The organism is Streptomyces sp. NPDC049577, from assembly GCF_040675635.1.
Lineage (GTDB): Bacteria > Actinomycetota > Actinomycetes > Streptomycetales > Streptomycetaceae > Streptomyces.
Map to the genome: position 1 here is coordinate 1 of NZ_JBFAPH010000018.1, position 24,870 is coordinate 24,870.

At 73.5% G+C, this 24,870-nt stretch carries 21 protein-coding genes and 1 pseudogene; 10 read left to right on the forward strand and 12 right to left on the reverse strand.

Going from position 1 to position 24,870, the window contains the following annotated elements:
- Positions 1–203 (reverse strand): annotated as a pseudogene (locus AB0K09_RS04265) (deoxyribose-phosphate aldolase); the annotation flags it as partial.
- A complete protein-coding gene (gene iolC / locus AB0K09_RS04270) occupies positions 200–1,195 on the reverse strand; it encodes a 5-dehydro-2-deoxygluconokinase (RefSeq protein ID WP_366063730.1) in 996 nt (331 codons plus the stop codon). The gene iolC and the pseudogene AB0K09_RS04265, both read right to left, overlap by 4 nt.
- Before the next feature lie 249 nt (positions 1,196–1,444).
- Here iolC and AB0K09_RS04275 point away from each other — a divergent pair, with 249 nt between their 5' ends.
- The 5 genes from AB0K09_RS04275 to AB0K09_RS04295 all read left to right on the forward strand — a co-directional run bounded on the left by AB0K09_RS04275 (position 1,445) and on the right by AB0K09_RS04295 (position 5,301).
- Complete coding sequence (locus tag AB0K09_RS04275; protein ID WP_366063731.1) at positions 1,445–2,362, forward strand: sugar phosphate isomerase/epimerase; 918 nt, start codon at positions 1,445–1,447, stop codon at positions 2,360–2,362.
- A gap of 42 nt (positions 2,363–2,404) precedes the next feature.
- On the forward strand, positions 2,405–3,424 hold the full coding sequence (locus AB0K09_RS04280; RefSeq protein ID WP_366063732.1) for a Gfo/Idh/MocA family oxidoreductase: 1,020 nt from the start codon (positions 2,405–2,407) through the stop codon (positions 3,422–3,424).
- Positions 3,425–3,433: 9 nt separating this feature from the next.
- Entirely contained in the window at positions 3,434–4,474 is a 1,041-nt protein-coding gene (locus AB0K09_RS04285; protein ID WP_366063734.1) for a Gfo/Idh/MocA family oxidoreductase, read from the forward strand.
- 225 nt (positions 4,475–4,699) lie between these two features.
- Complete coding sequence (locus tag AB0K09_RS04290) at positions 4,700–4,906, forward strand: MerR family transcriptional regulator (RefSeq protein WP_366063735.1); 207 nt, start codon at positions 4,700–4,702, stop codon at positions 4,904–4,906.
- A gap of 149 nt (positions 4,907–5,055) precedes the next feature.
- A complete protein-coding gene (locus AB0K09_RS04295) occupies positions 5,056–5,301 on the forward strand; it encodes a heavy-metal-associated domain-containing protein (RefSeq protein ID WP_366063736.1) in 246 nt (81 codons plus the stop codon).
- Between the two features lie 327 nt (positions 5,302–5,628).
- Here the strand turns inward: AB0K09_RS04295 and AB0K09_RS04300 are convergent, their stop codons facing one another.
- The 5 genes from AB0K09_RS04300 to AB0K09_RS04320 all read right to left on the reverse strand — a co-directional run bounded on the left by AB0K09_RS04300 (position 5,629) and on the right by AB0K09_RS04320 (position 12,814).
- Positions 5,629–6,918, reverse strand: a complete 1,290-nt coding sequence (locus AB0K09_RS04300) for a citrate synthase (protein WP_366063759.1) — start codon at positions 6,916–6,918, stop codon at positions 5,629–5,631.
- 115 nt (positions 6,919–7,033) lie between these two features.
- The gene (locus tag AB0K09_RS04305) at positions 7,034–9,328 is read right to left on the reverse strand and encodes an ATP-dependent RecD-like DNA helicase (RefSeq protein WP_366063737.1); all 2,295 of its coding nucleotides are present in this window, start codon (positions 9,326–9,328) and stop codon (positions 7,034–7,036) included.
- Positions 9,329–9,624: 296 nt separating this feature from the next.
- Positions 9,625–10,416: a sugar phosphate isomerase/epimerase gene (locus AB0K09_RS04310; protein ID WP_366063738.1), complete on the reverse strand. Its 792-nt coding sequence runs from the start codon at positions 10,414–10,416 to the stop codon at positions 9,625–9,627.
- 92 nt (positions 10,417–10,508) lie between these two features.
- Positions 10,509–11,687, reverse strand: a complete 1,179-nt coding sequence (locus AB0K09_RS04315; RefSeq protein ID WP_366063739.1) for a dihydrodipicolinate synthase family protein — start codon at positions 11,685–11,687, stop codon at positions 10,509–10,511.
- Positions 11,684–12,814, reverse strand: coding sequence for a Gfo/Idh/MocA family oxidoreductase (locus AB0K09_RS04320; protein WP_366063760.1), 1,131 nt, complete (start codon positions 12,812–12,814; stop codon positions 11,684–11,686). Before AB0K09_RS04320 ends, AB0K09_RS04315 begins: the two co-directional genes overlap by 4 nt.
- A gap of 212 nt (positions 12,815–13,026) precedes the next feature.
- Between AB0K09_RS04320 and AB0K09_RS04325 the strand changes: the two genes are divergently transcribed.
- Positions 13,027–13,833: a sugar phosphate isomerase/epimerase family protein gene (locus AB0K09_RS04325; RefSeq protein WP_366063740.1), complete on the forward strand. Its 807-nt coding sequence runs from the start codon at positions 13,027–13,029 to the stop codon at positions 13,831–13,833.
- On the opposite strand, the gene AB0K09_RS04330 is transcribed toward AB0K09_RS04325, so the two are convergent.
- Positions 13,718–14,665: an EamA family transporter gene (locus AB0K09_RS04330; protein ID WP_366063741.1), complete on the reverse strand. Its 948-nt coding sequence runs from the start codon at positions 14,663–14,665 to the stop codon at positions 13,718–13,720. The genes AB0K09_RS04325 and AB0K09_RS04330 overlap by 116 nt on opposite strands.
- Positions 14,666–14,758: 93 nt before the next feature.
- Here AB0K09_RS04330 and AB0K09_RS04335 point away from each other — a divergent pair, with 93 nt between their 5' ends.
- From AB0K09_RS04335 to AB0K09_RS04345, 3 genes are all read left to right on the forward strand, one after another.
- Positions 14,759–15,688, forward strand: a complete 930-nt coding sequence (locus tag AB0K09_RS04335) for a LysR family transcriptional regulator (protein ID WP_366063742.1) — start codon at positions 14,759–14,761, stop codon at positions 15,686–15,688.
- A gap of 57 nt (positions 15,689–15,745) precedes the next feature.
- Positions 15,746–16,366 carry a TetR/AcrR family transcriptional regulator gene (locus AB0K09_RS04340; protein ID WP_366063743.1) on the forward strand — a complete coding sequence of 207 codons (621 nt, stop codon included), beginning with the start codon at positions 15,746–15,748 and terminating at the stop codon, positions 16,364–16,366.
- 156 nt (positions 16,367–16,522) lie between these two features.
- Positions 16,523–17,146: a hypothetical protein gene (locus AB0K09_RS04345; RefSeq protein WP_366063744.1), complete on the forward strand. Its 624-nt coding sequence runs from the start codon at positions 16,523–16,525 to the stop codon at positions 17,144–17,146.
- 7 nt (positions 17,147–17,153) lie between these two features.
- Here the strand turns inward: AB0K09_RS04345 and AB0K09_RS04350 are convergent, their stop codons facing one another.
- The 3 genes from AB0K09_RS04350 to speB form a co-directional block, all read right to left on the reverse strand.
- The gene (locus AB0K09_RS04350; RefSeq protein WP_366063745.1) at positions 17,154–18,632 is read right to left on the reverse strand and encodes a S28 family serine protease; all 1,479 of its coding nucleotides are present in this window, start codon (positions 18,630–18,632) and stop codon (positions 17,154–17,156) included.
- 121 nt (positions 18,633–18,753) lie between these two features.
- Positions 18,754–22,506 carry an ABC transporter ATP-binding protein gene (locus tag AB0K09_RS04355; protein ID WP_366063746.1) on the reverse strand — a complete coding sequence of 1,251 codons (3,753 nt, stop codon included), beginning with the start codon at positions 22,504–22,506 and terminating at the stop codon, positions 18,754–18,756.
- Between the two features lie 152 nt (positions 22,507–22,658).
- Entirely contained in the window at positions 22,659–23,636 is a 978-nt protein-coding gene (gene speB, locus AB0K09_RS04360) for an agmatinase (RefSeq protein ID WP_366063747.1), read from the reverse strand.
- A gap of 198 nt (positions 23,637–23,834) precedes the next feature.
- On the opposite strand from speB, the gene AB0K09_RS04365 reads away from it, so the two are divergent.
- Positions 23,835–24,617 carry a phosphatase gene (locus tag AB0K09_RS04365; protein WP_366063748.1) on the forward strand — a complete coding sequence of 261 codons (783 nt, stop codon included), beginning with the start codon at positions 23,835–23,837 and terminating at the stop codon, positions 24,615–24,617.
- A gap of 16 nt (positions 24,618–24,633) precedes the next feature.
- Here the strand turns inward: AB0K09_RS04365 and AB0K09_RS04370 are convergent, their stop codons facing one another.
- Complete coding sequence (locus AB0K09_RS04370) at positions 24,634–24,870, reverse strand: hypothetical protein (RefSeq protein ID WP_366063749.1); 237 nt, start codon at positions 24,868–24,870, stop codon at positions 24,634–24,636.

The following is a 24,870-nucleotide window of genomic DNA, read 5'->3' on the forward strand; positions in this document are numbered from 1 at the left end:
AGCAGGTCGGCGCGGTCGGCCATGGCCAGGTCGCGGCCGCCGACGCCGAGCGCGCCGCGCGCCGTGTGGTCCGCGGCGATGATCATCAGGCGGCTGTTGGCGCCGAGCAGGGGCCGGCGGGTGCGCCGGGCGGCGGCCTCGGCGATGGCCTCCGGGTGCCGGGTGCGCACGCGCACCAGTTCCGCGACGCTGACGGCCGTCACGACGCGTCCCCGAGAAGCCGCGCGACCTCGTCGCGCGTCGGCATCGCGGACGAGCACGCGAGCCGTGAGGCGACGAGCGCGCCGGCCGCGTTGGCGTACCGGACGGCGCGTTCCAGGGGCCAGCCGGCGAGCAGCCCGTGGCACAGGGCGCCGCCGAACGCGTCGCCCGCGCCGAGTCCGTTGACGACCTCGATGCCGAGGGGCGCCACCTCGGCGACGGTGCCGTCGCGGTGGACGGCGAGGACGCCCTTGGGCCCCCGTTTGACCACGGCGAGTTCGACGCCCGCCGCGAGCAGCGCGCGGGCGGCGGCGTGCGGTTCGCGCTCGCCGGTGGCGACCTCGCACTCGTCCGCGTTGCCGACCGCGACCGTCGCGTGGGCGAGGGCGGCCGCGTAGTGCGGGCGGGCGGCGGCCATGGCGGCCGGGCCGGTCGCGCCGCCGTCACCGGAGGCACCGCCCTCGCCGCCCCAGAACATCGGCCGCCAGTCGAGGTCGAAGACCGTGACGCCGCGCCGCGCGCGGGCCGCGAGCGCGGCGAGGGTGGCGCCGCGGCTGGGTTCCTCGCTCAGCCCCGTGCCGGTCACCCAGAAGACGCGGGCCGCGCGCACGGCGTCGAGATCCAGCTCCGCCGCGCGCAGATGCAGGTCGGGGGCCTTGGGACGGCGGTAGAAGTAGAGGGGGAAGCGGTCGGGCGGGAAGATCTCGCAGAAGGTGATCGGCGTGGGTTCCCCGGGGACGGGCGTGACCCAGCGGTCGTCGACGCCGAAGCCGCGCAGCTCGCGGTGGAGGTAGTCGCCGAAGGGGTCGGCGCCCGTGCGGCTGATGAGAGCCGTGCGGCGGCCGAGCCGGGCGGCGGCGACGGCCACGTTGGCGGCCGAACCGCCCAGGAACTTCCCGAAGCTCTCGACGTCCGCCAGCGGCACCCCGCTCTGCAGGGGATACAGGTCGACGCCGAGTCGGCCCATCGTGACGACCTCGAACGGATCGGCCATGCCGTCGCCCTCCCGGGGTGTGGGTTCGGGCTCTGGTCTAGCCGGGCGCGGACGACCATGTCAAGCGTTTGTCCTTACATATAGACGTCCGCTCGAAGACGCGCCGGTCCGCCCCGCCGAAACGCGACTTGACATGACGTCCGTACGTCCGGACAAAGCCTTGACACTGTGCCTGACCCGCGAGGAAGCTACCGGCAACCCCGCCACCCCTTCCCGGTCGACGGCGACCGGTGAGAGGAGAGCCGCCGCATGGACGCCGCCGCCCGCCCGCTGCCCCTGGACCGCATCCGCGTCGGCTCCGCCCCCGACTCGTGGGGCGTGTGGTTCGCCGACGATCCGCGGCAGGTGCCGTGGCGGCGCTTCCTGGACGAGGTCGCCGAGGCCGGCTACGAGTGGATCGAACTCGGCCCGTACGGCTACCTGCCGACCGACCCGGCGCGGCTGCGCGAGGAGACCGGCCGGCGCGGGCTGAAGGTCTCCGCCGGCACGGTCTTCACCGCGCTGCACCGCGGGCCGGCCGTCTGGGAGGAAACCTGGGAACAGGTGGACCGGGTCGCCGCCCTGACCCGGGCCATGGGCGCCGGGCACCTCGTCGTCATCCCCTCCTTCTGGCGCGACGACCGGACCGCCGAGCCGATCGAGAGCCGCGAGCTGACCGCCGGGCAGTGGCGCCACCTGGCCACCGGCATGGAGCGCCTGGCCCGCCGGGTCCACGACGTCCACGGGCTGGCCATCGCCGTCCACCCGCACGCCGACACGCACATCGACACCGAGGAGAACGTCGCCCGCCTCCTCGACGCGACCGACCCCGCACTGGTGAACCTGTGCCTGGACACCGGGCACTACGCCTACTGCGGCGGCGACAGCGTCAAGCTCATCGAGACGTACGGCGAGCGCATCGGCTACCTCCACCTCAAGCAGGTCGACCCGGAGGTCCTCGCGGACGTCGTCGACCGGGGCACCCCCTTCGGGCCGGCCGTGCGGCAGGGCGTGATGTGCGAGCCGCCGCGCGGTGTGCCGGCGCTGGAGCCCGTGCTGGCGGCCGCGCAGGGACTGGGGGTCGACCTCTTCGCCATCGTCGAGCAGGACATGTACCCGTGTGAGCCCGACCGGCCGCTGCCCATCGCCCGCCGCACGCGCGCCTTCCTGCGCTCCTGCGGCGCGTGACGGACGATCATCGCAGGCCCCACACAACCGGACGGGACAGCCATGACAGCGCAGAAGACACTCGGGGTCGCCGTGATCGGCACCGGCAGGATGGGCGCGGACCACGTCCGCCGCCTCGACGAGGTCATCGCCGGGGCCCGCGTGGCCGCCGTCGTGGACATCGACGCCGGCCGCGCCAAGGCCGTCGCCGAGCGCGTCGACGGCTGCTCCGCGTACACGGACGCGGCGGCCGCCATGGACGACGAGGGCGTCGACGCCGTCCTCATCGCCTCCCCCGGCCCCGCCCACGAGGCCGCGCTGCTCCAGGCGCTGGCCAGGGACCTGCCGGTGCTGTGCGAGAAGCCGCTCACCCCCGACGCGGCCTCCGCCCTGCGGGTGGTCGAGGCCGAGGCCCGGCTGGGCCACCGGCGGGTGCAGGTCGGCTTCATGCGGCGCTACGACCCCGAGTACGAGCGGCTGAAGACCCTGCTGGACGAGGGCGCCTTCGGCCGCACCCTGATGCTGCACTGCGTCCACCGCAACGCCGGCACCCCGCCCGGCTTCACCAGCCAGATGACGATCAACGACTCGGTGGTGCACGAGGCCGACGCCGCCCGCTGGCTGCTGGGGCAGGAGATCACCGCCGTGCGCGTCCTCCGGCCCACCCCGTCGGGGCGGGCACCGGCCGGGCTGGACGATCCCCAGCTGGTGCTCTTCGAGACCGCCGGCGGCGCGCTCGTCGACGTCGAGATCTTCGTCAACTGCGGCTTCGGCTACCAGGTGCGCTGCGAGGCCGTCGGCGAGCACGGCACCGCGCGGATCGGCGACGCCCACGGGCTGTGCGTCAACGCGGCCGGCCGCTGGGGCGGCGAGATCGCTCAGGACTACGTGGAGCGCTTCCGGGACGCCTACGACCGCGAGGTGCGGGCCTGGGTGGACGCCACCCGGCGCGGGGAGACCACGGGCCCGAGCGCCTGGGACGGCTACGCGGCCGCCGCCGTCTGCGAGGCGGGCGTACGCGCCCAGGCGACGGGCGAGCGCACACCCGTCGGCCTGGCCGAACGCCCGGCGCTCTACCGGTAGGAGCTCGTCATGCGGATCGGACTGCTCGGCGCCGGGCGCATCGGCTCCTTCCACGCGCGGGCCCTCGCCACGACCCCCGGCGTGGACGAACTCGTCATCGGCGACGCGGCCCCCGCCCGGTCCGCCGCCCTGGCGGCACGGCTCGGGGACGTCACGGCGGCCGGCCGCGCCGTGCGCCCGGCGGGCTCCGTGGACGGGGTGTTCGCGGCCGGGGTCGACGCCGTCGTCATCGCCAGTGCCACCGACTCCCACGCCGCCCTGATCACCCGGGCGGCCCGGGCCGGGCTCCCCGCGTTCTGCGAGAAGCCCGTCGCCCCGGACATCATGGGCACGGTCCGCGCCCTGCGCGAGGTGGAGGCCGCCGGGACGGTGCTCCAGATCGGCTTCCAGCGCCGCTTCGACGCCGGTTTCCGGGCGGCCCGCGAGGCGCTGCGGGGCGGGGTCCTGGGGCGGCTGCACACGATCCGGGCCGTCACCTCCGACGCCGCTCCCCCGCCGCCGGACTTCCTGCCGCACTCCGGCGGGCTGATCCGCGACTGCATGGTCCACGACTTCGACGCCGTGCACTGGCTGACGGGCTGCGAGGTGGCGGAGGTGTACGCGCACGGCTCGGCCGGCGGGGCGTCCTTCTTCCGCGACGCCGGCGACGTCGACACCGCGGCCGCCCTGCTCACCCTGGACAACGGCACCCTCGTCACCGCGACCGCCACCCGCTACAACGGGGCCGGCTACGACGTGCGGATGGAGCTGTCCGGCGAACTGGACCAGTGGGTGGTCGGGCTGGGCGACCGCACGCCCGTGACCTCCGCCGAGCCGGGCGGCCCGGCCGGGCCCGAGCGGCCGTGGAGCGGCTTCCTGGACCGGTTCGGGGCCGCCTACCGCGCCGAGCTGGCGGCCTTCGTCCAGGTGGCACGGGGTGCCATGGCGAACCCGTGCCCGGGCGGGGAGGGGCTGCGGGCGCTGCTCGTGGCCGAGGCGTGCGAACTGTCCCGGCACGAGCGGCGGCCGGTACGGCCGGAGGAAGTGGCCGCACGGGCCGGAATCGGCTGACCGCGCCCCGGCCCCACCCCTCGCACCCCCGTCCCCTTCGTCATCTTCCGGTCACGTCCGTCACACACAGGCGAGCCTTCCGTCACAGGGGCGCGACAGCCCCTCGCGCATGGTCACTCTGCGTCGTTCTCCGGAACGACGCTCATGAGTGATCGACAAGGCCGCGCCGCAGTCCCCCCGACGGAGCCCCCTCCGCGTCTGCGGCGCAGCGGAGAGGCGCGAGAGATGACCGACCGTCGACTCTGGTCCTACAAGGAGATCGCCGCCCACCTCGGCGTGCAGACCGACACCGTGCGCTCCTACCGGAAGCACGGGCTGATGCCCGCCCCCGACCTGACCGAGGACGGCAGACCCTACTGGTTCGCGGACACGATCCGGGTCTGGGTGGCCTCCCGGCCGGGCAACCGTTCCCGGCGCGGCCTCAGACGCTGACCGTTTCGCCCGACACTCCCCGCACTCGCCCCGGGCCGCCTTCGCGACTCGGGGCGAACCCTTGCCTCCGACATACCCCCGGGGGGTACAGTGTTCGACACAAGACGCCGCAGTCGCGGCGGAAAAGCCGAACGCTGAGGAGTTGTGTCATGACCGCCGAGCCGAACACCGACACGAGCACCCCCGCCACCACCGTCTTCAAGGTGACCGGCATGACGTGCGGCCACTGCGAGTCCGCCGTCACCGAGGAGGTCTCCGCCCTCGCCGGCGTCACGGCCGTCAAGGCCGTCGCCGCCAGCGGTCTGGTGACCGTCACGGCCACCGGCCCGCTGGACGACGAGGCCGTGCGCGCCGCCGTCGACGAGGCGGGCTACGAGCTCGTCGGCCGCGCCTGACCGGCCGGATCGCCCGAGACGTAGATCACAGCCCTGTCCGGGTAACCATTACCGGGGGTCGCTGGTCTAACCGGTCAGTGCTGGATCGTCTTGGGGGACGGTACCGGCCACGCGTGGCCGGGGCACGTACCCGGGGAGCTTTGAGCGGCCCTCCCGTACGTACGCGTCCCGGCAGATCGCGTCGCGTGAGCCCAGGCGTACCGAGGCTCCCGGACGGATCCCGTGGGGGGAATCCGGACCGGGAAACGGAAAGCGCCCCGCTCCGACCCGTGGGGGGATCGGAGACGGGGCGCTTTTCTCTTGCCCTGGATCAGCGGCCGCGCCGGATCAGCGCTGCTCCACCGGGACGAAGTCGCGCTCGACGACGCCCGTGTAGATCTGGCGCGGGCGGCCGATGCGGGAACCCGGCTCCTTGATCATCTCGTGCCACTGGGCGATCCAGCCGGGGAGCCGGCCGAGCGCGAACAGCACGGTGAACATCTCGCTCGGGAAGCCCATGGCCCGGTAGATCAGGCCGGTGTAGAAGTCCACGTTCGGGTAGAGGTTGCGCGAGACGAAGTAGTCGTCGCTGAGCGCGTGCTCCTCCAGCTTGAGCGCGATGTCGAGCAGCTCGTCGCTCTTGCCCAGCGCCGAGAGGACGTCGTGCGCCGCGGCCTTGATGATCTTCGCCCGGGGGTCGAAGCTCTTGTAGACGCGGTGGCCGAAGCCCATCAGACGGACGCCGTCCTCCTTGTTCTTCACCTTGCGGATGAAGGAGTCCACGTCGCCGCCGGATTTCTGGATGCCCTCCAGCATCTCCAGCACGGCCTGGTTGGCGCCGCCGTGCAGCGGGCCCCACAGGGCGTTGATGCCGGCGGAGATCGACGCGAAGAGGTTGGCCTGCGAGGAGCCGACCAGGCGCACGGTCGAGGTGGAGCAGTTCTGCTCGTGGTCGGCGTGCAGGATCAGCAGCTTGTCCAGGGCGCTGACGACAACCGGGTCCAGCTCGAACTCGGCGGCCGGCACCGAGAAGGTCATGCGCAGGAAGTTCTCGACGTAACCGAGGTCGTTACGCGGGTAGACGATCGGGTGACCGATCGACTTCTTGTACGCGTAGGCCGCGATCGTCGGGAGCTTGGCGAGCAGCCGGATCGTCGAGAGGTGGCGCTGCTTCTCGTCGAACGGGTTGTGGCTGTCCTGGTAGAAGGTCGACAGCGCGCTGACCACGGAGGACAGCATGGCCATCGGGTGGGCGTCGCGCGGGAAGCCGTCGAAGAACCGCTTGACGTCCTCGTGCAGCAGGGTGTGCTGGGTGATCTCACCCTTGAAGGTCGCCAGCTCGTCCACGGTGGGCAGCTCGCCGTTGATCAGCAGGAAGGCCGTCTCCAGGAAGGAGCTGCGCTCGGCCAGCTGCTCGATCGGGTAGCCGCGGTAACGCAGGATGCCGCGCTCGCCATCGAGGTAGGTGATGGCGGACTTGTACGCGGCGGTGTTGCCGTAGCCGGAGTCCAGGGTCACCAGACCGGTCTGAGCACGGAGCTTGCCGATGTCGAAGCCCTTGTCGCCGACAGTGCTGTCGACCACCGGGTAGGTGTACTCGCCGTCCCCGTACCGCACTACTACAGAGTTGTCGCTCACGTCATCCCTCACCGACGTTGTGCCTCTTCTTCGAGGTGCCCTGACTACCCCTACCTTCCCCCATTTGGCCGATGAACGTGCACTCGGGGTCGGCCATAGGGCCTAAGGGCGGCACTCAGTGCCGCCCAGCCTGCCCATCCTGCCCCGTTCGCCCCGGTTGGTAAACCGCCGAGAGACGAACGCCACCGTGGACACCGCCAGGGGCCCCTCCCGCCAGTCTGTGGTCCAGCGCCGTGAACCGCCTCCCCGCCGACACGGTGCGCACGGCCTGGCCGAGGGCGCGCCGGGACCCCACCAGCACCACGAGACGTTTCGCCCGGGTCACGGCGGTATAGAGCAGATTGCGCTGGAGCATCATCCAGGCCCCCGTGGTGACCGGGATCACCACGGCGGGGTATTCGCTGCCCTGGGAGCGATGGATGGTCACCGCGTAGGCGTGGGCGAGTTCGTCAAGTTCGTCGAAGTCGTAGCCGACCTCCTCGTCCTCGTCGGTGCGGACCGTGAGCCGCTGCTCCACCGCGTCCAGGCCGATGACGACGCCTACGGTGCCGTTGAAGACGCCATTGCGGCCTTTTTCGTAGTTGTTTCTGATCTGGGTGACTTTGTCTCCCACCCGGAAGACGCGGCCGCCGAAGCGGCGCTCGGGCAGGTCGGGCCGGGCCGGGGTGATCGCCTGCTGGAGCAGGCCGTTGAGCGTGCCGGCTCCGGCGGGGCCGCGGTGCATCGGGGCGAGCACCTGGACGTCGCGGCGCGGGTCGAGGCCGAATCTGGCGGGGATGCGCCGGGCCGCCACGTCCACGGTGAGCCGGCCCGCCTCCTCGGTGTCCTCCTCGACGAAGAGGAAGAAGTCGGAGAGCCCCTGGGTGACGGGCGGGACGCCGGAGTTGATGCGGTGGGCGTTGGTCACCACTCCGGACTGCTGCGCCTGCCGGAAGATCCGGGTGAGCCGGACGGCCGGGACGGGGCCGCCCGGGGCCAGCAGGTCGCGCAGCACCTCGCCGGCACCGACCGAGGGCAGCTGGTCCACGTCCCCGACGAGCAGCAGATGGGCACCGGGCGGCACGGCCTTGACCAGCTTGTTGGCCAGCAGCAGGTCGAGCATGGACGCCTCGTCGACCACCACGAGGTCGGCGTCCAGCGGCCGGTCCTGGTCATAGGCGGCGTCGCCGCCGGGCTTGAGCTCCAGCAGCCGGTGCACCGTGGACGCCTCGGCGCCGGTGAGCTCCGAGAGCCGCTTGGCGGCCCGCCCGGTGGGAGCGGCGAGCACGACCCGGGCCTTCTTGGCGCGGGCCAGCTCGACCACCGAGCGCACGGTGAAGGACTTGCCGCAGCCGGGGCCGCCGGTGAGGACCGCGACCCGGCTGGTGAGCGCGAGCCGGACGGCCTCCCGCTGCTCGGCGGCCAGCTCCGCGCCCGTGCGCCCGGCGAGCCAGGCCAGGGCCCGCTCCCAGTCGATGCCCTGGAAGGCGGCCAGCCGGTCCTCCTCGGCCCGCAGCAGCCGGGACAGCCTGCCCGCCAGGGACGACTCGGCGCGGTGGAAGGGGACGAGGTAGACCGCGGTGACGGGCCGGCCGTCCTCCGGGCCGGGGACGGTCTCGCGCACCACGCCCTCCTCCTCGGCGGCGAGTTCGGCGAGGCAGTCGATGACCAGGCCGGTGTCGACCTGGAGCAATTTCACGGCGTCCGCGATCAGTTGCTCCTCGGGGAGGAAGCAGTGACCCTGGTCGGCGGACTGCGACAGGGCGTGCCGCAGGCCGGCCTTGGCCCGGTCCGGGCTGTCGTGCGGGATGCCGACCGCCTGGGCGATGCGGTCGGCGGTCAGGAAGCCGATGCCCCAGACGTCGGCGGCCAGCCGGTACGGCTGGTTGCGCACGACGGAGATCGAGGCGTCGCCGTACTTCTTGTAGATGCGCACGGCGATGGAGGTGGAGACGCCGACGCCCTGGAGGAAGACCATGACCTCCTTGATGGCCTTCTGCTCCTCCCAGGCGGCACCGATGGACTTGGTGCGCTTGGGACCCAGGCCCGGCACCTCGATCAGGCGCCGGGGCTCGGTCTCGATCACGTCGAGGGTGTCCGTGCCGAAGTGCTCCACGATGCGGTCGGCGATCCGGGGCCCGATGCCCTTGATCAGACCGGAGCCCAGATAGCGGCGGATGCCCTGGATCGTGGCGGGCAGGACGGTCGTGTAGTTCTCCACGGTGAACTGGCGTCCGTACTGCGGGTGGGAGCCCCAGCGCCCCTCCAGCCGCAGGGACTCGCCCGGCTGCGCGCCGAGCAGCGAGCCGACGACCGTGAGCAGCTCGCCGCCGCCCCGGCCGGTGTCGACCCGGGCCACCGTGTAGCCCGTCTCCTCATTGGCGTAGGTGATCCGCTCGAGGACCCCTTCGAGCACTGCCAGTTGCACCATGCCCCGACGTTACCGCCGGGGCCCGACAGCCCGTTCGGGGCTGTGGACGAGCAAGGGATTGTGGACAACTCCGTCACCCGCGAACAGCCACGGGCACCCAGGAGCACCCCGGGAAGTTCGAGGGGCCCGGTCCGACGACCGGGCCCCTCGCTTTCCCCCCGTCCGGCCTCCCCCGAAATCCCCCCGGATCCACCCCCCGGGAAGCCCGACGCACCATACGACTCACCCCGGCCGCAAAGGGTTGCAGCACCTTCCAAGGCGTTACGCTTTCGTTACTCTGCGTATCGAAGACCTGTTCAGAGCACATGCGTGCGATAGCGGTGGAGCACTTCCGCGAGGACGTCCGCGCCCTCGCGTGCCCACAGCCCCGGGTTGAAGATCTCCACTTCCACCGCCCCGGCGTAGCCCGCCGCGTCGACCCGTTCCCGGAACCAGCGCAGGTCCACGCTGCCGTCCCCCAGTTGCCCCCGGCCCGTCAGCACGCCCTCCGGCAGCGGCGTGACCCAGTCCGCGAGCTGGAAGGCCGCGATCCGGCCGCCCTCGCCGGCCCGGGCGAGCTGGCCGGCCACCGTGTCGTCCCACCAGAGGTGGTAGGTGTCCACCACCACTCCCACGCGATCGGCCGGGAAACGTGCGACGAGGTCCAGGGCCTGACGGAGGGTGGAGACCACGCACCGGTCGGCGGCGAACATCGGATGCAGCGGCTCGACGGCCAGCCGTACGCCGTGCGCCGCCGCGTGGGGCGCGAGTTCGGCCAGGGCGTCCGCCACCCGCTCCCGCGCACCGCGCAGATCCCGCTCGCCGGGCGGCAGTCCGCCGCAGACCAGCACCAGCGTGTCCGTGCCGACCGCGGCCGCCTCCTCGACGGCCGCGCGGTTGTCGGTCAGCGCGGCCGCCCGGCCCGCCGCGTCGCCGGCGGTCAGGAAACCTCCCCGGCACAGGCTGCTGACGCCCAGCCCGGCCTCCCGCACGAGCCGGCCCGCCGCCTCGGCCCCGTACTCCTGCACCGGCCCGCGCCACAGCCCCACGTGCCGCACCCCCGCCTCCGCGCAGCCGCGCACCAGCTCGGGCAGCGACCACTGACGCACGGTGTACTGATTGAGACTGAACCGCTCCAGGTCGGAACATCCCAGGCCGGAACACCCCAGGCCGGAACACCCCAGGTCGGAACGCTGCCCGCTCACTGCCCCACCCCGTGCACCGCCAGCAGCGCCGCCATCCGCGCGCGGGCCCGCTCCGGGTCGGGGAACAGCCCCAGCCCGTCGGCCAGTTCGTAGGCCCGCGCGAGGTGCGGCAGCGAACGCGCGGCGTGCAGGCCGCCCGGCATGGTGAAGTGCCGCTGGTGACCGGCCAGCCAGGCGAGCAGCACGATGCCCGTCTTGTAATACCGGGTCGGCGGCTCGAACAGGTGCCGGGCCAGCCGGACCGTCGGTTCCAGCGCGGCGCGGAAGCCCGGCCGGTCGCCGGAGTCGAGCAGCCGCACGGCGTGCGCGGCGAGCGGGCCCAGCGGGTCGAGGACGCCGAGCAGGGCGTCGCTGTGACCGTGGGCGTCCCCCTCGATCAGCTCGGGATAGTGGAGGTCGTCGCCCGTGTAGCAGCGCACCGCGGGTGGCAGGCGGTGCCTGAGATCCCGTTCGCGCCCCGCGTCCAGCAGGGACACCTTCACGCCGTCGACCTTGCCCGGGTGCTCCTCGACGATGCCGAGCAACGTGCCGGTGGCGGCGTCGAGGCCGCGGTCGCCCCAGTAGCCCGCCAGTGCGGGATCGAACACCGGGCCCAGCCAGTGCAGGATCACCGGAGCGGACGTCTGCCGCAGCAGGCGGCCGTAGACGTACCGGTAGTCGTCCTGGGTGCGGGCGACGGCCGCCAGTGCGCGGGAGGCCAGCAGCACGGCCCGCGCGCCGCACGCCTCCACGAGCTCCAGCTGCTCCTCGTAGGCGGCGGCCACGTCCGCCGGGGTCAGCCCGTCGTACGGCGGCGCCAGCTGGTCCGTGCCGGCCCCGCACACCAGCCGGCCGCCGGTCGCGCGGGCCTCGGCGGCGGTGCGCCGGACGAGCTCGGCGGCGGCCGGCCAGTCCAGCCCCATGCCGCGCTGGGCGGTGTCCATCGCCTCCGCCACACCCAGGCCGTGCGCCCACAGATGCCGGCGGAAGGCCAGCGTGGCCTCCCAGTCGAGCACGGCGGGCCCGGCGGGTGTCGTGTCGCCGAACGGATCGGCGACCACATGGGCGGCGGCGAACAGCGTGCGGCAGACCGGAGGCGTACGGGAGGCGGGCGGCCGGTCCGGGGCTGCGGCCCGCGGTACGTACGTCCGCAGCGCGCCGGAGGCGTCCGGCAGCCGGATCGCCGCCCCGCTCACGGCCCGGCGTCCTCGTCCGGCACGGCCAGCCTGCGGCCCTCGGCGGCGGACCGGCGGGCCAGTTCCGCCAGCAGCACGCCCCGCGCGCCGGCCGCCAGGTCCCACCGCCAGGGCGCGCCCACCGCGACGTGGCGCAGGAACAGCTCCCACTGCGTCCGGAACGCGTCGCCGAACGGCTCGTTGTCCGGGACCTCCTGCCACTGCGCCCGGAAGTCGTGCCCGGCCGGCGCGTCCGGGTCCCAGACGGGCTTCGGGGTCGCCGAGCGGTGCTGCGCACGGCAGTGCCGCAGTCCGGCGACCGCCGAGCCCTCCGTGCCGTCGATCTGGATCTCCAGCAGCTCGTCCCGGTGCACCCGCACCGCCCACGAGGAGTTGAACTGCGCGACCGCCCCGCCCTCCAGCTCGAGGACCGCGTAGGCGGCGTCGTCGGCGGTGGCCTCGTAGGGCTCGCCCCGCTCGTCCCAGCGGCGCGGAATGTGCGTCGCCAGGTGCGCCTGGACGCTGCGTACGGGTCCGGCGAGCTCGCGCAGGACGTACTCCCAGTGCGGGAACATGTCGGCCGCGATGCCGCCGCCGTCCTGTGCGCGGTAGTTCCACGACGGCCGCTGCGCGGCCTGCCAGTCCCCCTCGAAGACCCAGTAGCCGAACTCCCCGCGGACCGACAGCACCCGGCCGAAGAAGCCGCCGTCGACCAGCCGTCTGAGCTTGCGCAGCCCCGGGAGGAACAGCTTGTCCTGCACGACGCCGTTGCACACCCCGGCGTCGCGGGCCAGCCGGGCGAGCTCCAGCGCGGCCGGGTGGTCGCCGGCGGTGGGCTTCTCGCAGTAGACGTGCTTCCCGGCGGCGATCGCCCGGCGCAGCGCGTCCGCGCGGGCGGTGGTCGCCTGGGCGTCGAAGTAGACGGTGACGCTGGGATCGGCCAGGACGGTGTCGAGGTCGGTGGACCACCGGTCGACCCCGTACCGCTCGGCGAGCGCCGCGACCCGCCGTCCGTCACGGCCGACCAGCAGCGGCTCGGGCAGCAGCGTCGTGCCGTCCCCCAGATCGACGCCACCCTGCTCGCGCAGGGCGAGGACGGAGCGTACGAGGTGCTGACGGTGGCCCATGCGGCCGGTGACGCCGTTCATGGCGACACGGATGCGCTTGCCTCTGGCAGTCACCCGGACGAAGCTAGCCGCGCCCCACGAGCGCGGGCAACCACGACCCCTGGCCCCCGCCGCGACGGCGAGCAACCACGACGTGCCGAACCGGCGGTGCCGAACCGGCCCCGGGCCCGGCCCGAGACCCGTCTGCCGTAGGCCTACGCATTGCCGGGCGCCCGCCGGGGAAGCCGGTCAGCATGAAGCTGGCCTTTTCCACCCTCGCACTGCCCGGTGTGCCCGTCGGCGAAGCCGTCCGGCTCGCCGCGGAGCACGGTTACGACGGCGTCGAACTGCGCGCCGCCCCGGACGAGCCCGTCCATCCGGGGCTCGGGCCGGGCGAGCGGGCGGACGTCGCGGCGGAGTTCGCGGCGGCCGGCGTGGAGATCCTGGCCGTGGCGGGCTACGCCCACGCCGCCGCGCCCGGGCCCGACGAGCCCGTCATCGGCGAGCTGGGCGACCTCGTGCGCCTCGCCGGGGACCTCAAGGCGCCGTACGTACGGGTGTTCCCGGGCGGCGGGGAGCAGCCCGCCGAGGAGGCGGACGCGGCCGCCGCGCGCCGGCTCGGGGCGATCGCGCCGTTCGCCGCCGACGCCGGCGTCCGCGTGCTGCTGGAGACGCACGACTCGCACCGCCGGGCGCGGGACGTCGAGCGCGTCCTGGGCCCCGTCGGGCACCGGAACGTCGGTGCCCTCTGGGACGTGCTGCACACCTGGCTGGGCGGGGAGGACCCGGCGGCGAGTTTCGCGCCGCTCTCCCCCCATCTGGGCTACGTCCAGGTCAAGGACGTCGCCTCCGCCGAGGACCCGGCGCCGCTGCCGCTCGGGGCGGGCGTGCTGCCGCTGGGCGCGTGCGTCGGCGCGCTGACCCGGGGCGGCTGGGACGGCTGGATCAGCTGGGAGTACGAGAAGCGCTGGTACCCCCAGGCCGCCGACTTCGCACAGCTGGCCGGAGCGGGCCGGGAGTATCTGCGGGGACTGCTCGCCGCCGCCCCGCGAGCGACGTGAGCGCCACGCCGCCCACCAGCAGCACGGCCGCGCCCCACCGCAGCGGGCCGACGCCCTCACCGAGCAGCAGCGCGGCCGAGGACATGCCGAAAACGGGTACGAGCAGCGAGAAGGGCGCGACGGCGGACGCGTCGTAGGTGCGCAGCAGCAGTCCCCAGGCGCCGAATCCGGCCACGGTGCTGATCCAGGCCACGTAGACGATCGCCCCGGCGCCGCCCCAGTCGAGGGAGCGCAGCGCCTGTGCGTCGGCGTGCGGGCCCTCGAAGAGCAGGGAGAGCAGCAGCAGCGGCAGCACGGGCACGGTGCTCACCCACACGATGAAGCGGAACGCGTCGGGCGGCGCGGCCTTGCGGGTGAGGATGTTGGACACGCCCCACAGGGCCGCGGCCAGAACGACCAGGGCGAAGCCGGTGAGCGGCCCGGACGCGCCCTCGTCGACGGCGGCCAGCGCGATGCCGGCCAGTGCCACGCCCATGCCCAGCAGCCGGACGCGGCCGGGCCGTTCGCCCAGGTAGACCATCGCGGCGAGCGCGGTGAAGACCGCCTGGACCTGGAGCACCAGCGAGGACAGTCCGGCGGGCATCCCCGCCCGCATGCCGATGAACAGCAGCCCGAACTTGCCCACCCCGAGCACGAGCCCCACCGCGAGGATCCAGCGCCACTTCACCTGCGGCCGGCCGACGAAGAAGACCGCCGGCAGCGCGGCGACCAGGAAGCGCAGCGCGCAGAACAACAGGGGCGGGAACTGGTCGAGGCCGACGTCGATGACGACGAAGTTGACGCCCCACAGTGCGGCGACGAACACCGCGAGGGCTATGTGGATCGGACGCATGCGATCAGCATCACGCCATCTCATCGTGTAGCACCAGCACAGCCTTCTACATGATGGGATTCACTGGTACTGAAAGAACGTGAGGGGGTCGCCATGCTGGATCTTTCCCGGTTGCGCGCGCTGCACGCCGTCTCGGTGCACGGTTCGGTGAGCGCCGCGGCGGTCGCGCTGGGCTACACGCCGTCCGCCGTGTCGCAGGCGATCACCAAGCTGGAGCGGGAGACCCGCACCACGCTGCTGGAGCGTCAGGGCCGGGGCGTGGTCCTCACCGACGCGGCGGCCCTGCTCGCCGAGACGGCGCGGCAGTTGCTGGCCACGGTCGAGCGGGCGGAGACGGAGCTGGAGGAGCGGCGCGGGCGGCCCACCGGCCGGCTGGTGATCGGGGCGTTCGCCTCGGCCACGTGCGGGCTGCTGCCCGGCGTGCTGGCCCGGCTGGCCGCCGAGCACCCGTCGCTGGACGCCCGGCTGGTCGAGGTCGACCCGCACCTGTCCGTCGGCCAGGTCGCGCAGGGCGTCCTCGACGTGGCGGTGTCCTTCGAGTGGGACATCATCCCCCTGCCCGCGCCGGACGGGCTGGAGCGGCGGTGGATCGGCGACGACAGCTGCGACGTGATCGTCCCACGGGGACACCCGCTGGCCGGCCGGGAACTGCTCCGCCACGGCGATCTGGGGCACCAGCGGTGGATCTCCCAGCCGCCCGGCATGGTCTGCCACGACTGGCTCGTCCGCACCCTGCGCGCGGCCGGCAGCGAACCGGACCTGGCCTACCAGGTCGTGGAGAACCACTCCCAGATCGCCCTCGTCCGGGCCGGCCTGGGCATCGCCCTGCTGCCCCGGCTGGGGCGCGGCCCGCTGCCGGACGGCGTGCTGGCCGTCCCCCTGGAACCCGTGCCGGTGCGGCGGCTGTTCGCGTACTGGCGCGAGGGCGCCGCCCGCCGGCCCGCCATCACCGAGACCGTGCGGGTGCTCCGCGAGCAGTGGCCGCAGCGCTCACCGATACCGCCGTCCGGGCAGCCGTCCTGAGCGCGTCTTGAGCAGGCGATTGAACCGTATGATGAACGGGCGTCGAGGGGGCGGCTCATGACGGTGGAGACCAGGGAACGGCTGATCGCCGCCGCGGGCGCGGTGCTGCGCTCCCAGGGGTACGCGAAGGCCAGCGCGCGGACGATCGCCAAGGAGGCGGGGGTCAATTCGGCCCTGGTCTTCTATCACTTCGGCGGTGTCGACCCGTTGCTGTTCGCCGCGCTCGACCGGTCCTCGGCCGAGCGGATGGAGCGGCACACCGCCACCGTCGCCGGCGTCCGCACCCTGGAGGAGCTCGCCGAGGCGGCGACCCGCGTCTACCGCGACGACCTCGACGGCGGGCACATCGCGCTCTTCTCCGAGCTCGTCGCCGCCGCCGTCGCCAAGCCGGAGCTGCGCGAGGAGGTGCGGCGCCGGGCCGAGCCCTGGCTGGCGTTCGTCGAGGAGACCCTGGAACGGGTCATCGGCGGCACCGCCCTCGCCCGGCTGACCCCGCCGCGCGACCTCGCCAACGCCGCGATCACCTTCTACCTCGGCGTCAACCTCTTCACCGTGCTGGACTCCGACCGTTCCCGCACGGACGCGCTGTTCGCCATGGTCCGCCGGCTCGCCCCGCGGGCCCGGCTGCTCACCATGCGCCGCCCGCTGCGCTTCCGCCGCGCGCACCGCACCGCCTGAACGGACGTGCGCACGGGAACCGCCCCGGCGCACCGGGCGTCCAACGAGCGTGCCGCCGCCGTCGGCGCACCCCCTCGAGCCCCTGCCGGCGGCGGCCGTCACGGCGCGCCCGTCGCGCCGGGTGACTCCGGTCGGGTCAGGGGGGTTGGACAGACCATGCGCCATCGCTCGCTGCACGCGGTGCTGCTCGCCGTCGCCGCGGTGTACGGCACGGGCACGCTCGCCGCGTGCCAGCTCCCCGGCCGCGCGCGCCCGGAGGCCGTCACCCACCAGGCGACCGCCGCGCCGGTCCGCTCGACGCACCGCGGGCCCTTCCTGGACCGGGGCAGCTGCGCCGGCCGGGGTCCGGCCGGCTTCGAGGAGACGGACTGCCGCGGCGCGCCGGCCTCGGCCGTGGTCCTCGCCCGCTACAACGGCCCGCGGGCGTCCGGCCCGCGCTGCCCGGACGCCACCGACTTCGTCCTGCACATCACCGCCGTCACCGCCGGCACGTCCGAACGCGACAGCCTGCCGGAGGGCTACGCCTGCATGCGCAACCTGCGTGCCCCGCACCCGGGCGACCCGGGCGGGGGCGGCGGCCCGCTGACCGTCGCCGGCGACTGCGTCTACGGCGAGCGGCCGGGGGTGGTGAAGGAGACGGCCTGCGACGGCACGGGCCGGCACGCGCCGGAGTACCGGGTCGCCGCGCTGGCCCGTACGCGCGAGGACTGCCCGCCCTCCACGGACCTGTACGTCCGGGTCGGCGGGCAGACCCCGGTCGGCTGCGCCCGGCGGCTCTGAGGCCCGGTCAGGGGCGCAGGGTGGCCTGCCGGTCGACGACCGTCCTGTCGAGCTTCTTGTCGTACGGCGCCAGCGGCTTGGCGAGCTTCTCGTCCTTCTGGACGGCCGCCGGGGCCACCCCGGCCCAGCGCAGCACCTCGGCCGTGGCCGTGGCCCGCTCGTCGGCGACGAGCTGGGAGATGTTGGAGCCGTGGTTGCCGCCCGGCGCGTAGAAGCGGTAGTCGTGCCGGGCCGCGGCGTCCTTGCCCAGCCGGAACGGTTCGGCGCTCCACGGGTCGTTCTGCCCGTAGACGAAGAGCATGTCACGGCTGTCGTTGCGCACCCAGCGGTCGACGTCCGCCATCGCGCCCGGCCGGAACTTCATCGGGATGTCCCGCGGCACGTACGAGCGCGGCTGGTAGATGCCCGGGTAGCGCAGCAGGCCCTTCAGGTGCGGGGAGTTGAAGGTGGGCGCGCCCAGCTCGGTGCCCGCCTGGTAGTAGTACGGCGTGAACCGCTGCAGGCCCTGGTCGGTGTAGGCGTCGAAGCCGGAGATGTCGTCGATGAACTTGTAGAGGACGTCGGTGGACGCCTTGGTGGCCGGCACCGAGGCGCACTCGCTCTGCAGGTGGTACTGCCAGAAGGCCCACACCAGGTCGAGCACGACGTTCTCGTACGCCTTGTCCGCGCTGCCGACGACCTTGAACGTCTTGCCGTTCGCGTCGGCCCACTTCTGGTAGCGGGCGACGATCTCGTCGCGGCGCAGGAGCGCCTCGCGCTGCACGGAGTTGAGCTGCGTGCGGCACGCCTTGTCGCCGACAGCGGCGAAGAAGCGGTCGTACGCCGAGTCCTCGTCGTTGACGACGTCGTTGGGGGCGACGTAGGCGATGGTGCCGTTCATGTCGTGCGGGTAGAAGCGGCGGTAGTAGGTGGCCGTCATGCCGCCCTTGCTGGCGCCGGTGGCCAGCCAGTTCTTGCCGTAGACCGGCTTGAGGGCCTGGTAGAGGCGGTGCTGGTCGCTGGCCGCCTGCCAGATGTCGAGCTTGGACCAGTCGGCGGGCTGCGGGCGGGACGGGGTGAAGAAGCGGTACTCCAGCGACACCTGATTGCCGTCGACGATCCGGGTCGGCTCGGCGCGGCGGTTCGGGTCGGTGGAGAGGTCGTAGCCGGACGTGTAGAACACGGTCGGCCGGTCGGTCGACTTGTGCAGGATCGAGAAGCGCTGCTGGAAGGTGCCCTTCGACGGGTGCCGGTGGTCGACCGGCTGGGTGTACGTCATGACGAGGTAGCGATAGCCGTTGACCGGCTTCTCCTCGACGAAGCTCATCCCCGGGATCTGCAACAAGCGGTCCTTGATGTCCGCCGTCCTGCCGTCCGCCGGCGCCGTGCCGGCCAGTGCGGCCGGCGCCGCACCGGCCGCCTGTGCGGTCGCCCCTCCGGCCCCGACGGTCCCGACGGCTCCTATGGACACTGCCAGTGCCAGCAGCACTCTCAGTGACGTGCGCATACGCCCTCCCCTGGTTTCGCAAAGGTCGCCGCGAACCTACCGGGGCAACATCAACGACGCCAGGGGTTACGCGAGTCGGCTGGCCGCCGCGCGCGGCGGGGGGCCGGGAGGGGCGCCCGCGTCAGGCCGGGACGACCTCCCCCGCGAACGTCCGCCACAGCTCCGCGTAGCGCCCGCCCAGGGCCAGCAGTTCCGCGTGGGTGCCGTCCTCCACCACGCGGCCCCGGTCGAGCACCACCACGCGGTCCGCGCGGGCGGCCGTGGTGAGCCGGTGGGCGACCACCAGGGTCGTGCGCCGGCCGGCCAGCCGGTCCGTGGCCTCGTTCACCAGGGCCTCGGTGGCCAGGTCCAGCGCCGCGGTGGCCTCGTCCAGCAGCAGGATGTCCGGGTCGACCAGCTCCGCGCGGGCCAGGGCGATCAGCTGGCGCTGTCCGGCGGACAGGTTGCGGCCGCGCTCGGCGACCGGGTGCAGATAGCCGCCGTCGAGCCGGGCGATCATCTCGTGGGCGCCGACCGCCCGCGCGGCCGCCTCGACCTCCGCGTCGCTCGCGTCCGGACGGCCGTAGGCGATGGAGTCCCGCACCGTGCCGGGGAAGAGGTACGGCTCCTGCGGCACGACGCCCAGCCGGTGCCGGTACGCCACCGGGTCCAGCTCGCGCAGGTCGTGGCCGTCGACCAGAACGGCACCGGCCGTCGGGTCGTAGAACCGGGCCACCAGCTTCACCAGTGTGGACTTCCCGGCGCCCGTCTCGCCGACGAACGCGACGGTCTGCCCGGCCGGCACGGTCAGCCGGATGCCGGACAGCGCGGCCTCCTCCCCGTCGGCACCGGCGTAGCTGAACCGCACGTCGTCGAAGACGACTTCACCGCTCAGCTCGCGCACCTCGCGCGGCTCCTCGGCCACCGGGGTTGTCGTCGGCTCGCGCAGCAGCGCCTGCACGCGGCCGAGGGAGACGGTGGCCTGCTGGTAGCCGTCGAACACCTGCGACAGCTGCTGCACGGGCGCGAAGAACAGGTCGATGTAGAGCAGGTAGGCCACCAGCGCGCCCGCCGTGAGCGTGCCGTCGCCGACCCGGCCGGCGCCCACGATCAGCACCGCGGCGGCGGCGACGGACGACAGCAGCTGCACGAACGGGAAGTAGACCGATATCAGCCACTGTCCGCGCACACGCGCCTCCCGGTACGCGGTGCTGCGCGCGGTGAACCGGCGCCTGCCGTCGGCCTCCCGGCCGAACGCCTGGAGGATGCGCAGTCCGGCCACGCTCTCCTGGAGGTCGGCGTTGACCACGCCGACGCGCTCGCGGGCCAGCTCGTACGCCTTGACGCTCTGCCGGCGGAAGAAGACCGTGCCGACGACCAGCGGCGGCAGGGTGGCGAAGACGACCAGGGCCAGCTCGACGTCGAGGACGAGCAGGGCGACGAGTATGCCGAAGAAGGTGAGGACCGAGACGACAGCGGTGACGAGTCCGGTCTGCAGGAACGACGACAGCGCGTCCACGTCGGTCGTCATCCGCGTCATGATCTTGCCGGTGAGTTCGCGTTCGTAGTAGTCGAGCCCCAGCCGCTGCAGCTGCGCGAAGATCTTCACCCGGAGGGCGTACAGCACGCGCTCGCCCGTCCGGCCCGTCATGCGGGTCTCGCCGACCTGGGCGGCCCACTGTCCGAGCACGACCAGCAGGGCGAGTCCGGAGGCCGCCCAGACCGCGCCGAGCGCCAGGCGCTGCACGCCCTGGTCGATGCCGTGCCGGATCAGAACCGGCAGTGCCAGCCCCGCCACCGCGTCGACGGAGACCAGCAGCAGGCTCACCGCGAGGGGCGCGCCGAAGCCGCGCAGCAGCTGCCGCAGCCCGTACGCGCTCTCCGGGCGGGCGGCCCGTTCCTCGTCGACGTCCGGCGTGTCGTCGGCGGGCGGCAGGGCGGCCACCTTGGCGAGCAGCTCCGGCGTGGCGGGCATCCCGGCGAGCGCGCCGTGCGTGTCGGGAGCGTCCTTGCGCACCCACAGGGCGGGGGTGACCCCGTCGACGACGGTGCGGCGCGCCCTGCCGGTCCGCACCGTGGTGCGGTCCGCGGCGGCGACGGGGACCGGCCGGGCGTCCGGAGGGGTCGCGCCGGCCGGGTCCTTGGCGGTGCCCGCGAGTTCCTCCGGGTCGGTCAGCAGGTCGCGGAAGAGCTCGCAGCGCTCGCGCAGTTCGTCCGCGGTGCCGATGTCGGCCAGGCGGCCCCCGTCCAGCACCGCGATGCGGTCCGCCAGGGCGAGGGTCGACGCGCGGTGGGCGATCAGCAGCGTCGTGCGGCCGGCCATGACGCCGCGCAGTGCCTCGTGGATCTCGTGCTCGACGCGGGCGTCCACGGCGGACGTGGCGTCGTCCAGGAGCAGCAGCCGCGGGTCGGTGAGGATGGCGCGGGCCAGGGCGATGCGCTGGCGCTGGCCGCCGGAGAGGGTCAGGCCCTGTTCGCCGACCTCGGTGGCGTAGCCGTCCGGCAGGGCGGTGATGAAGTCGTGCGCCTGCGCGGCCTTGGCGGCCGCCCGTATCTGCTCGTCCGTGGCGTCCGGGACGCCGTAGGCGATGTTCTCCCGGATGCTGTCGGAGAACAGGAAGCTGTCCTCCGGGACGAGCCCGATGGCGGCGCGGAGGGAGGAGACGGTCAGGTCCCGCACGTCCTGCCCGCCGACGCGCACCGTGCCGGAGGTGACGTCGTAGAAGCGCGGCAGCAGCAGCGCGAGAGTGGACTTGCCGCTGCCGGAGGCGCCGACGACGGCGAGCGTCTCACCGGGCTCGACGCGCAGCGAGAGGCCGTCGAGGACGGGCCGCTCGGGGTCGTAGCCGAAGGAGACGGCGTCGAACTCGACCGTGGCGGGGGCGTCCGCCGGGAGTTCGCGGGCGTCCGGGCGCTCCTGGACGACCGGTTCGGTGTCGATGAGCTCCAGGACCCGCTCGACGCCGGCGCGGGCCTGCTGGCCGACGGTGAGGACCATGGTGAGCATGCGCACCGGGCCGACGAGCTGCGCGAGGTAGGTCGAGAAGGCGACGAAGGTGCCCAGGGTGACCTGGCCGCGCGTGGCCATCCAGCCGCCGAGGGCGAGCATGGCGACCTGGCCGAGGGCGGGTACGGCCTGCAGTGCGGGGGTGTAGCGGGAGTTGAGCCGGACGGAGCGCAGCCGGCCGGCGAAGAGCCGGCGGGAGACCTCGCGGAGCTTGGCCGACTCCTGGGCCTCCTGGCCGAAGCCCTTGACGACGCGGACGCCCGTCACGGCGCCGTCCACGACGCCGGCGACGGCGGCGGCCTGGCCCTGGGCGTACCAGGTGGCGGGGAAGAGCTTGGCACGGCTGCGGTTGGCGAGGAACCACAGGGCGGGGGCGACGGCGAGCGCCACGACGGTCAGCAGCGGGGAGAGCGTCACCATCACGACGAGCGAGATGAGGAACAGCAGGATGTTGCCGATCATCATCGGCAGCATGAAGAGCAGGCTCTGGATGAGCTGGAGGTCGCTGGTCGCGCGGCCGATGACCTGGCCGGTGGAGAGCTCGTCCTGCCGCCTGCCGTCGAGCCGGGCGATCGCGTCGTACATCTCGGTCCGCAGGTCGTGCTGGACGTCGAGCGCGAGCCGTCCGCCGTAGTAGCGGCGGACGTAGGTGAGGGCGTAGACGACGACCGCGGCGGCGATCAGCAGGGCGGCCCAGGGGGCGAGCGGGCGCCGGTGCGAGCCGATCACGTCATCGATGATCAGCTTGGGTATGAGCGGGACGAGCGCCATGACGGCCATGCCGGCGAGTGAGGAGCCGAGTGCGAGGAGCACCGTGCCGCGGTACCGCCAGCAGTAGCCGGTGAGCCGCGCGGCCCAGCCCTGACCGGTCGTGTCCGTCGCCGCCACCCGAGACCTCCGCTGTCCGCACCCTGCTCCGACGGAAGGCCCCAACGCCGTGGGCTGCGGATTTCATCCCGCCGCAAGGAAACCGGCCGGACGCTGGGGGGCGTCCGGCCGGGGTTTCGGGTGCGGTTCGGCCGCGGGAGGCGGCGCTGTGCCTACTGACCCTGCCTTGCGGCAGCGATCTGCCGCGACATGATCGTCGTCAGCTCGTACGCCGTGTGCGAGGCCGCCACGCAGGTGATCTCGGCGTGGTCGTAGGCCGGGGCCACCTCGACGACATCGGCGGAGACCAGGTTGCAGGAGGACAGACCGCGGATGATCTCCAGCAGCTCGCGGGAGGTCAGACCGCCGGCCTCCGGGGTGCCGGTGCCCGGGGCGTGGGCCGGGTCCAGGACGTCGATGTCGATGGAGATGTACAGCGGGCGGTCGCCGATGCGCTGGCGCAGCTGGTCGGCGATCTCGTCGACGCCGCGGCGCATGACGTCCGCGGAGGTGACGATGCCGAAGCCCATCTTGGCGTCGTCGTCCAGGTCCTTCTTGCCGTACAGCGGGCCGCGGGTACCGACGTGGGAGAGCGCCTCGGTGTCGAGGATGCCCTCCTCGACGGCGCGGCGGAACGGCGTGCCGTGCGTGTACTCGGCGCCGAAGTAGGTGTCCCAGGTGTCCAGGTGCGCGTCGAAGTGCAGCAGCGCGACCGGGCCGTGCTTCTTGGCGACCGAGCGCAGCAGCGGCAGCGCGATCGTGTGGTCGCCGCCCAGGGTCATCATGCGGGCGCCGGTGCCGAGGATGTCGTCGGCCGCGGCCTCGATCGTCTCGACGGCCTCGTCGATGTTGAACGGGTTCGCGGCGATGTCGCCCGCGTCCGCGACCTGCGCGAGGGCGAAGGGCGACGCGTCCTGCGCCGGGTTGTAGGGGCGCAGCAGCCGGGAGGCCTCACGGATGGCGTTGCCGCCGAAGCGGGCGCCGGGGCGGTAGGACACGCCGGTGTCGAAGGGCACGCCGACGACGGCGACGTCGGCGGTGCCGACCTCGTCGAGCCGGGGCAGCCGGGCGAAGGTCGCCGGACCGGCGTAACGCGGGATGCGGGACGAGTCGACGGGGCCGCGCGGTTCACGGGGGGCGGGGGTGGTCATCGGGGGCCTCTCGGATCACGGACGGGTTGCGATCGCGGCCCTCGGGGTCACGGTCGCGTCAACGTCGGAGCGCCTGCGGTGGTCGTACCCGAGGGTAGGCAGGGCGGCGGATTCCGCACATGTACGGAAGTGTGGGTCCGGGGCCGCCATATGGACACGACGTCCATCGCGCACCGGTCAAGGGGGAGAATGAGGACCATGCCGATACCCAGCCGTTCCGAACTGATCGCCCATCTCGTACGGGCCCGCATCGCCGGTGACGTGGCCACTCCGCGCGAGAACAACCTGGATCACTACCGCAGGCTCGCGAGCGGCGACCGGCACTACTGGTTCGGTCTGGAGTTCGGCGACCGCTGGACGGACGAGCAGGACGTGCTGGCCGTGATGGCCGACCGGTGCGGCGTCAGCGACGATCTCCGCCACCGGACGGGCCGGGACACCATCGACCCCGAGCTGACCGTCGCGGCGCTGGAGCGGATGGCGGCCTTCCTGCGCAAGGCCGCCGAGACCGGCCAGCGCGTGCTCCTGGCCACCGGCCACCCGGGCGGCCTGCTGGACGTGCACCGCACGACGGCACAGGCGCTGCGCGCGGCCGGCTGCGAGATCGTCTCGATCCCGAGCGGGCTGGTGGCCGACCAGGGCTACGTCTACCAGGTCGCCGACGTCGCGGTGTACGAGCGCGGCGCGAGCCTGTGGCACACCCACTCCCCCGCGCCGATGGCGGCGATCCTCGACGGTCTGGCCCACGCGGGCCGCCCGCTGCCCGACCTGGTCGTCGCCGACCACGGCTGGGCCGGCTGCGCGGCGCAGCGGGGCATCGACACGGTCGGCTACGCGGACACCAACGACCCGGCGCTCTTCCTGGCCGAGTCGGAGGGCACGGTCCAGGTGGCGGTCCCACTGGACGACCACGTCGTGGACCCGCGCTACTACGAGCCGATGACCGCGTATCTGCTGGACGCGGCGGGTCTCGCCGGCTGACCGGGCCGTCGGGCGGTCAGGCCGTGGAACCGCCGTTCCAGCCGCGTACCACCAGCCACGCCCCGCCCGACACCAGCCCCGCCTCGGCCGCGCGCAGCGCGAGCCCGGTCACGAACCACTCCGTGCCCGTCAGATCGAGCAGCCTGTTGTGCGCGAAGAACAGCACGGCCGCCCCCAGGACGATCGCGAGGAACCCGCCCACCACGAGCAGCCCCCGCAGCGCCATGCCCATCGGCGCTCCCCCACCTGTCAC

Excerpts from the sequence above, each read along its gene's own strand:
- AB0K09_RS04325 (WP_366063740.1), top strand. The coding sequence starts at position 13,027 with ATGAAGCTGGCCTTTTCCACCCTCGCACTGCCCGGTGTGCCCGTCGGC.
- AB0K09_RS04340 (WP_366063743.1), top strand. The coding sequence starts at position 15,746 with ATGACGGTGGAGACCAGGGAACGGCTGATCGCCGCCGCGGGCGCGGTG.
- AB0K09_RS04280 (WP_366063732.1), top strand. The coding sequence starts at position 2,405 with ATGACAGCGCAGAAGACACTCGGGGTCGCCGTGATCGGCACCGGCAGG.
- AB0K09_RS04330 (WP_366063741.1), bottom strand. The coding sequence starts at position 14,665 with ATGCGTCCGATCCACATAGCCCTCGCGGTGTTCGTCGCCGCACTGTGG.
- AB0K09_RS04290 (WP_366063735.1), top strand. The coding sequence starts at position 4,700 with ATGACCGACCGTCGACTCTGGTCCTACAAGGAGATCGCCGCCCACCTC.
- iolC (WP_366063730.1), bottom strand. The coding sequence starts at position 1,195 with ATGGCCGATCCGTTCGAGGTCGTCACGATGGGCCGACTCGGCGTCGAC.
- AB0K09_RS04295 (WP_366063736.1), top strand. The coding sequence starts at position 5,056 with ATGACCGCCGAGCCGAACACCGACACGAGCACCCCCGCCACCACCGTC.
- AB0K09_RS04285 (WP_366063734.1), top strand. The coding sequence starts at position 3,434 with ATGCGGATCGGACTGCTCGGCGCCGGGCGCATCGGCTCCTTCCACGCG.
- AB0K09_RS04345 (WP_366063744.1), top strand. The coding sequence starts at position 16,523 with ATGCGCCATCGCTCGCTGCACGCGGTGCTGCTCGCCGTCGCCGCGGTG.
- AB0K09_RS04275 (WP_366063731.1), top strand. The coding sequence starts at position 1,445 with ATGGACGCCGCCGCCCGCCCGCTGCCCCTGGACCGCATCCGCGTCGGC.
- AB0K09_RS04320 (WP_366063760.1), bottom strand. The coding sequence starts at position 12,814 with ATGAACGGCGTCACCGGCCGCATGGGCCACCGTCAGCACCTCGTACGC.
- speB (WP_366063747.1), bottom strand. The coding sequence starts at position 23,636 with ATGACCACCCCCGCCCCCCGTGAACCGCGCGGCCCCGTCGACTCGTCC.
- AB0K09_RS04365 (WP_366063748.1), top strand. The coding sequence starts at position 23,835 with ATGCCGATACCCAGCCGTTCCGAACTGATCGCCCATCTCGTACGGGCC.
- AB0K09_RS04305 (WP_366063737.1), bottom strand. The coding sequence starts at position 9,328 with ATGGTGCAACTGGCAGTGCTCGAAGGGGTCCTCGAGCGGATCACCTAC.
- AB0K09_RS04350 (WP_366063745.1), bottom strand. The coding sequence starts at position 18,632 with ATGCGCACGTCACTGAGAGTGCTGCTGGCACTGGCAGTGTCCATAGGA.
- AB0K09_RS04335 (WP_366063742.1), top strand. The coding sequence starts at position 14,759 with ATGCTGGATCTTTCCCGGTTGCGCGCGCTGCACGCCGTCTCGGTGCAC.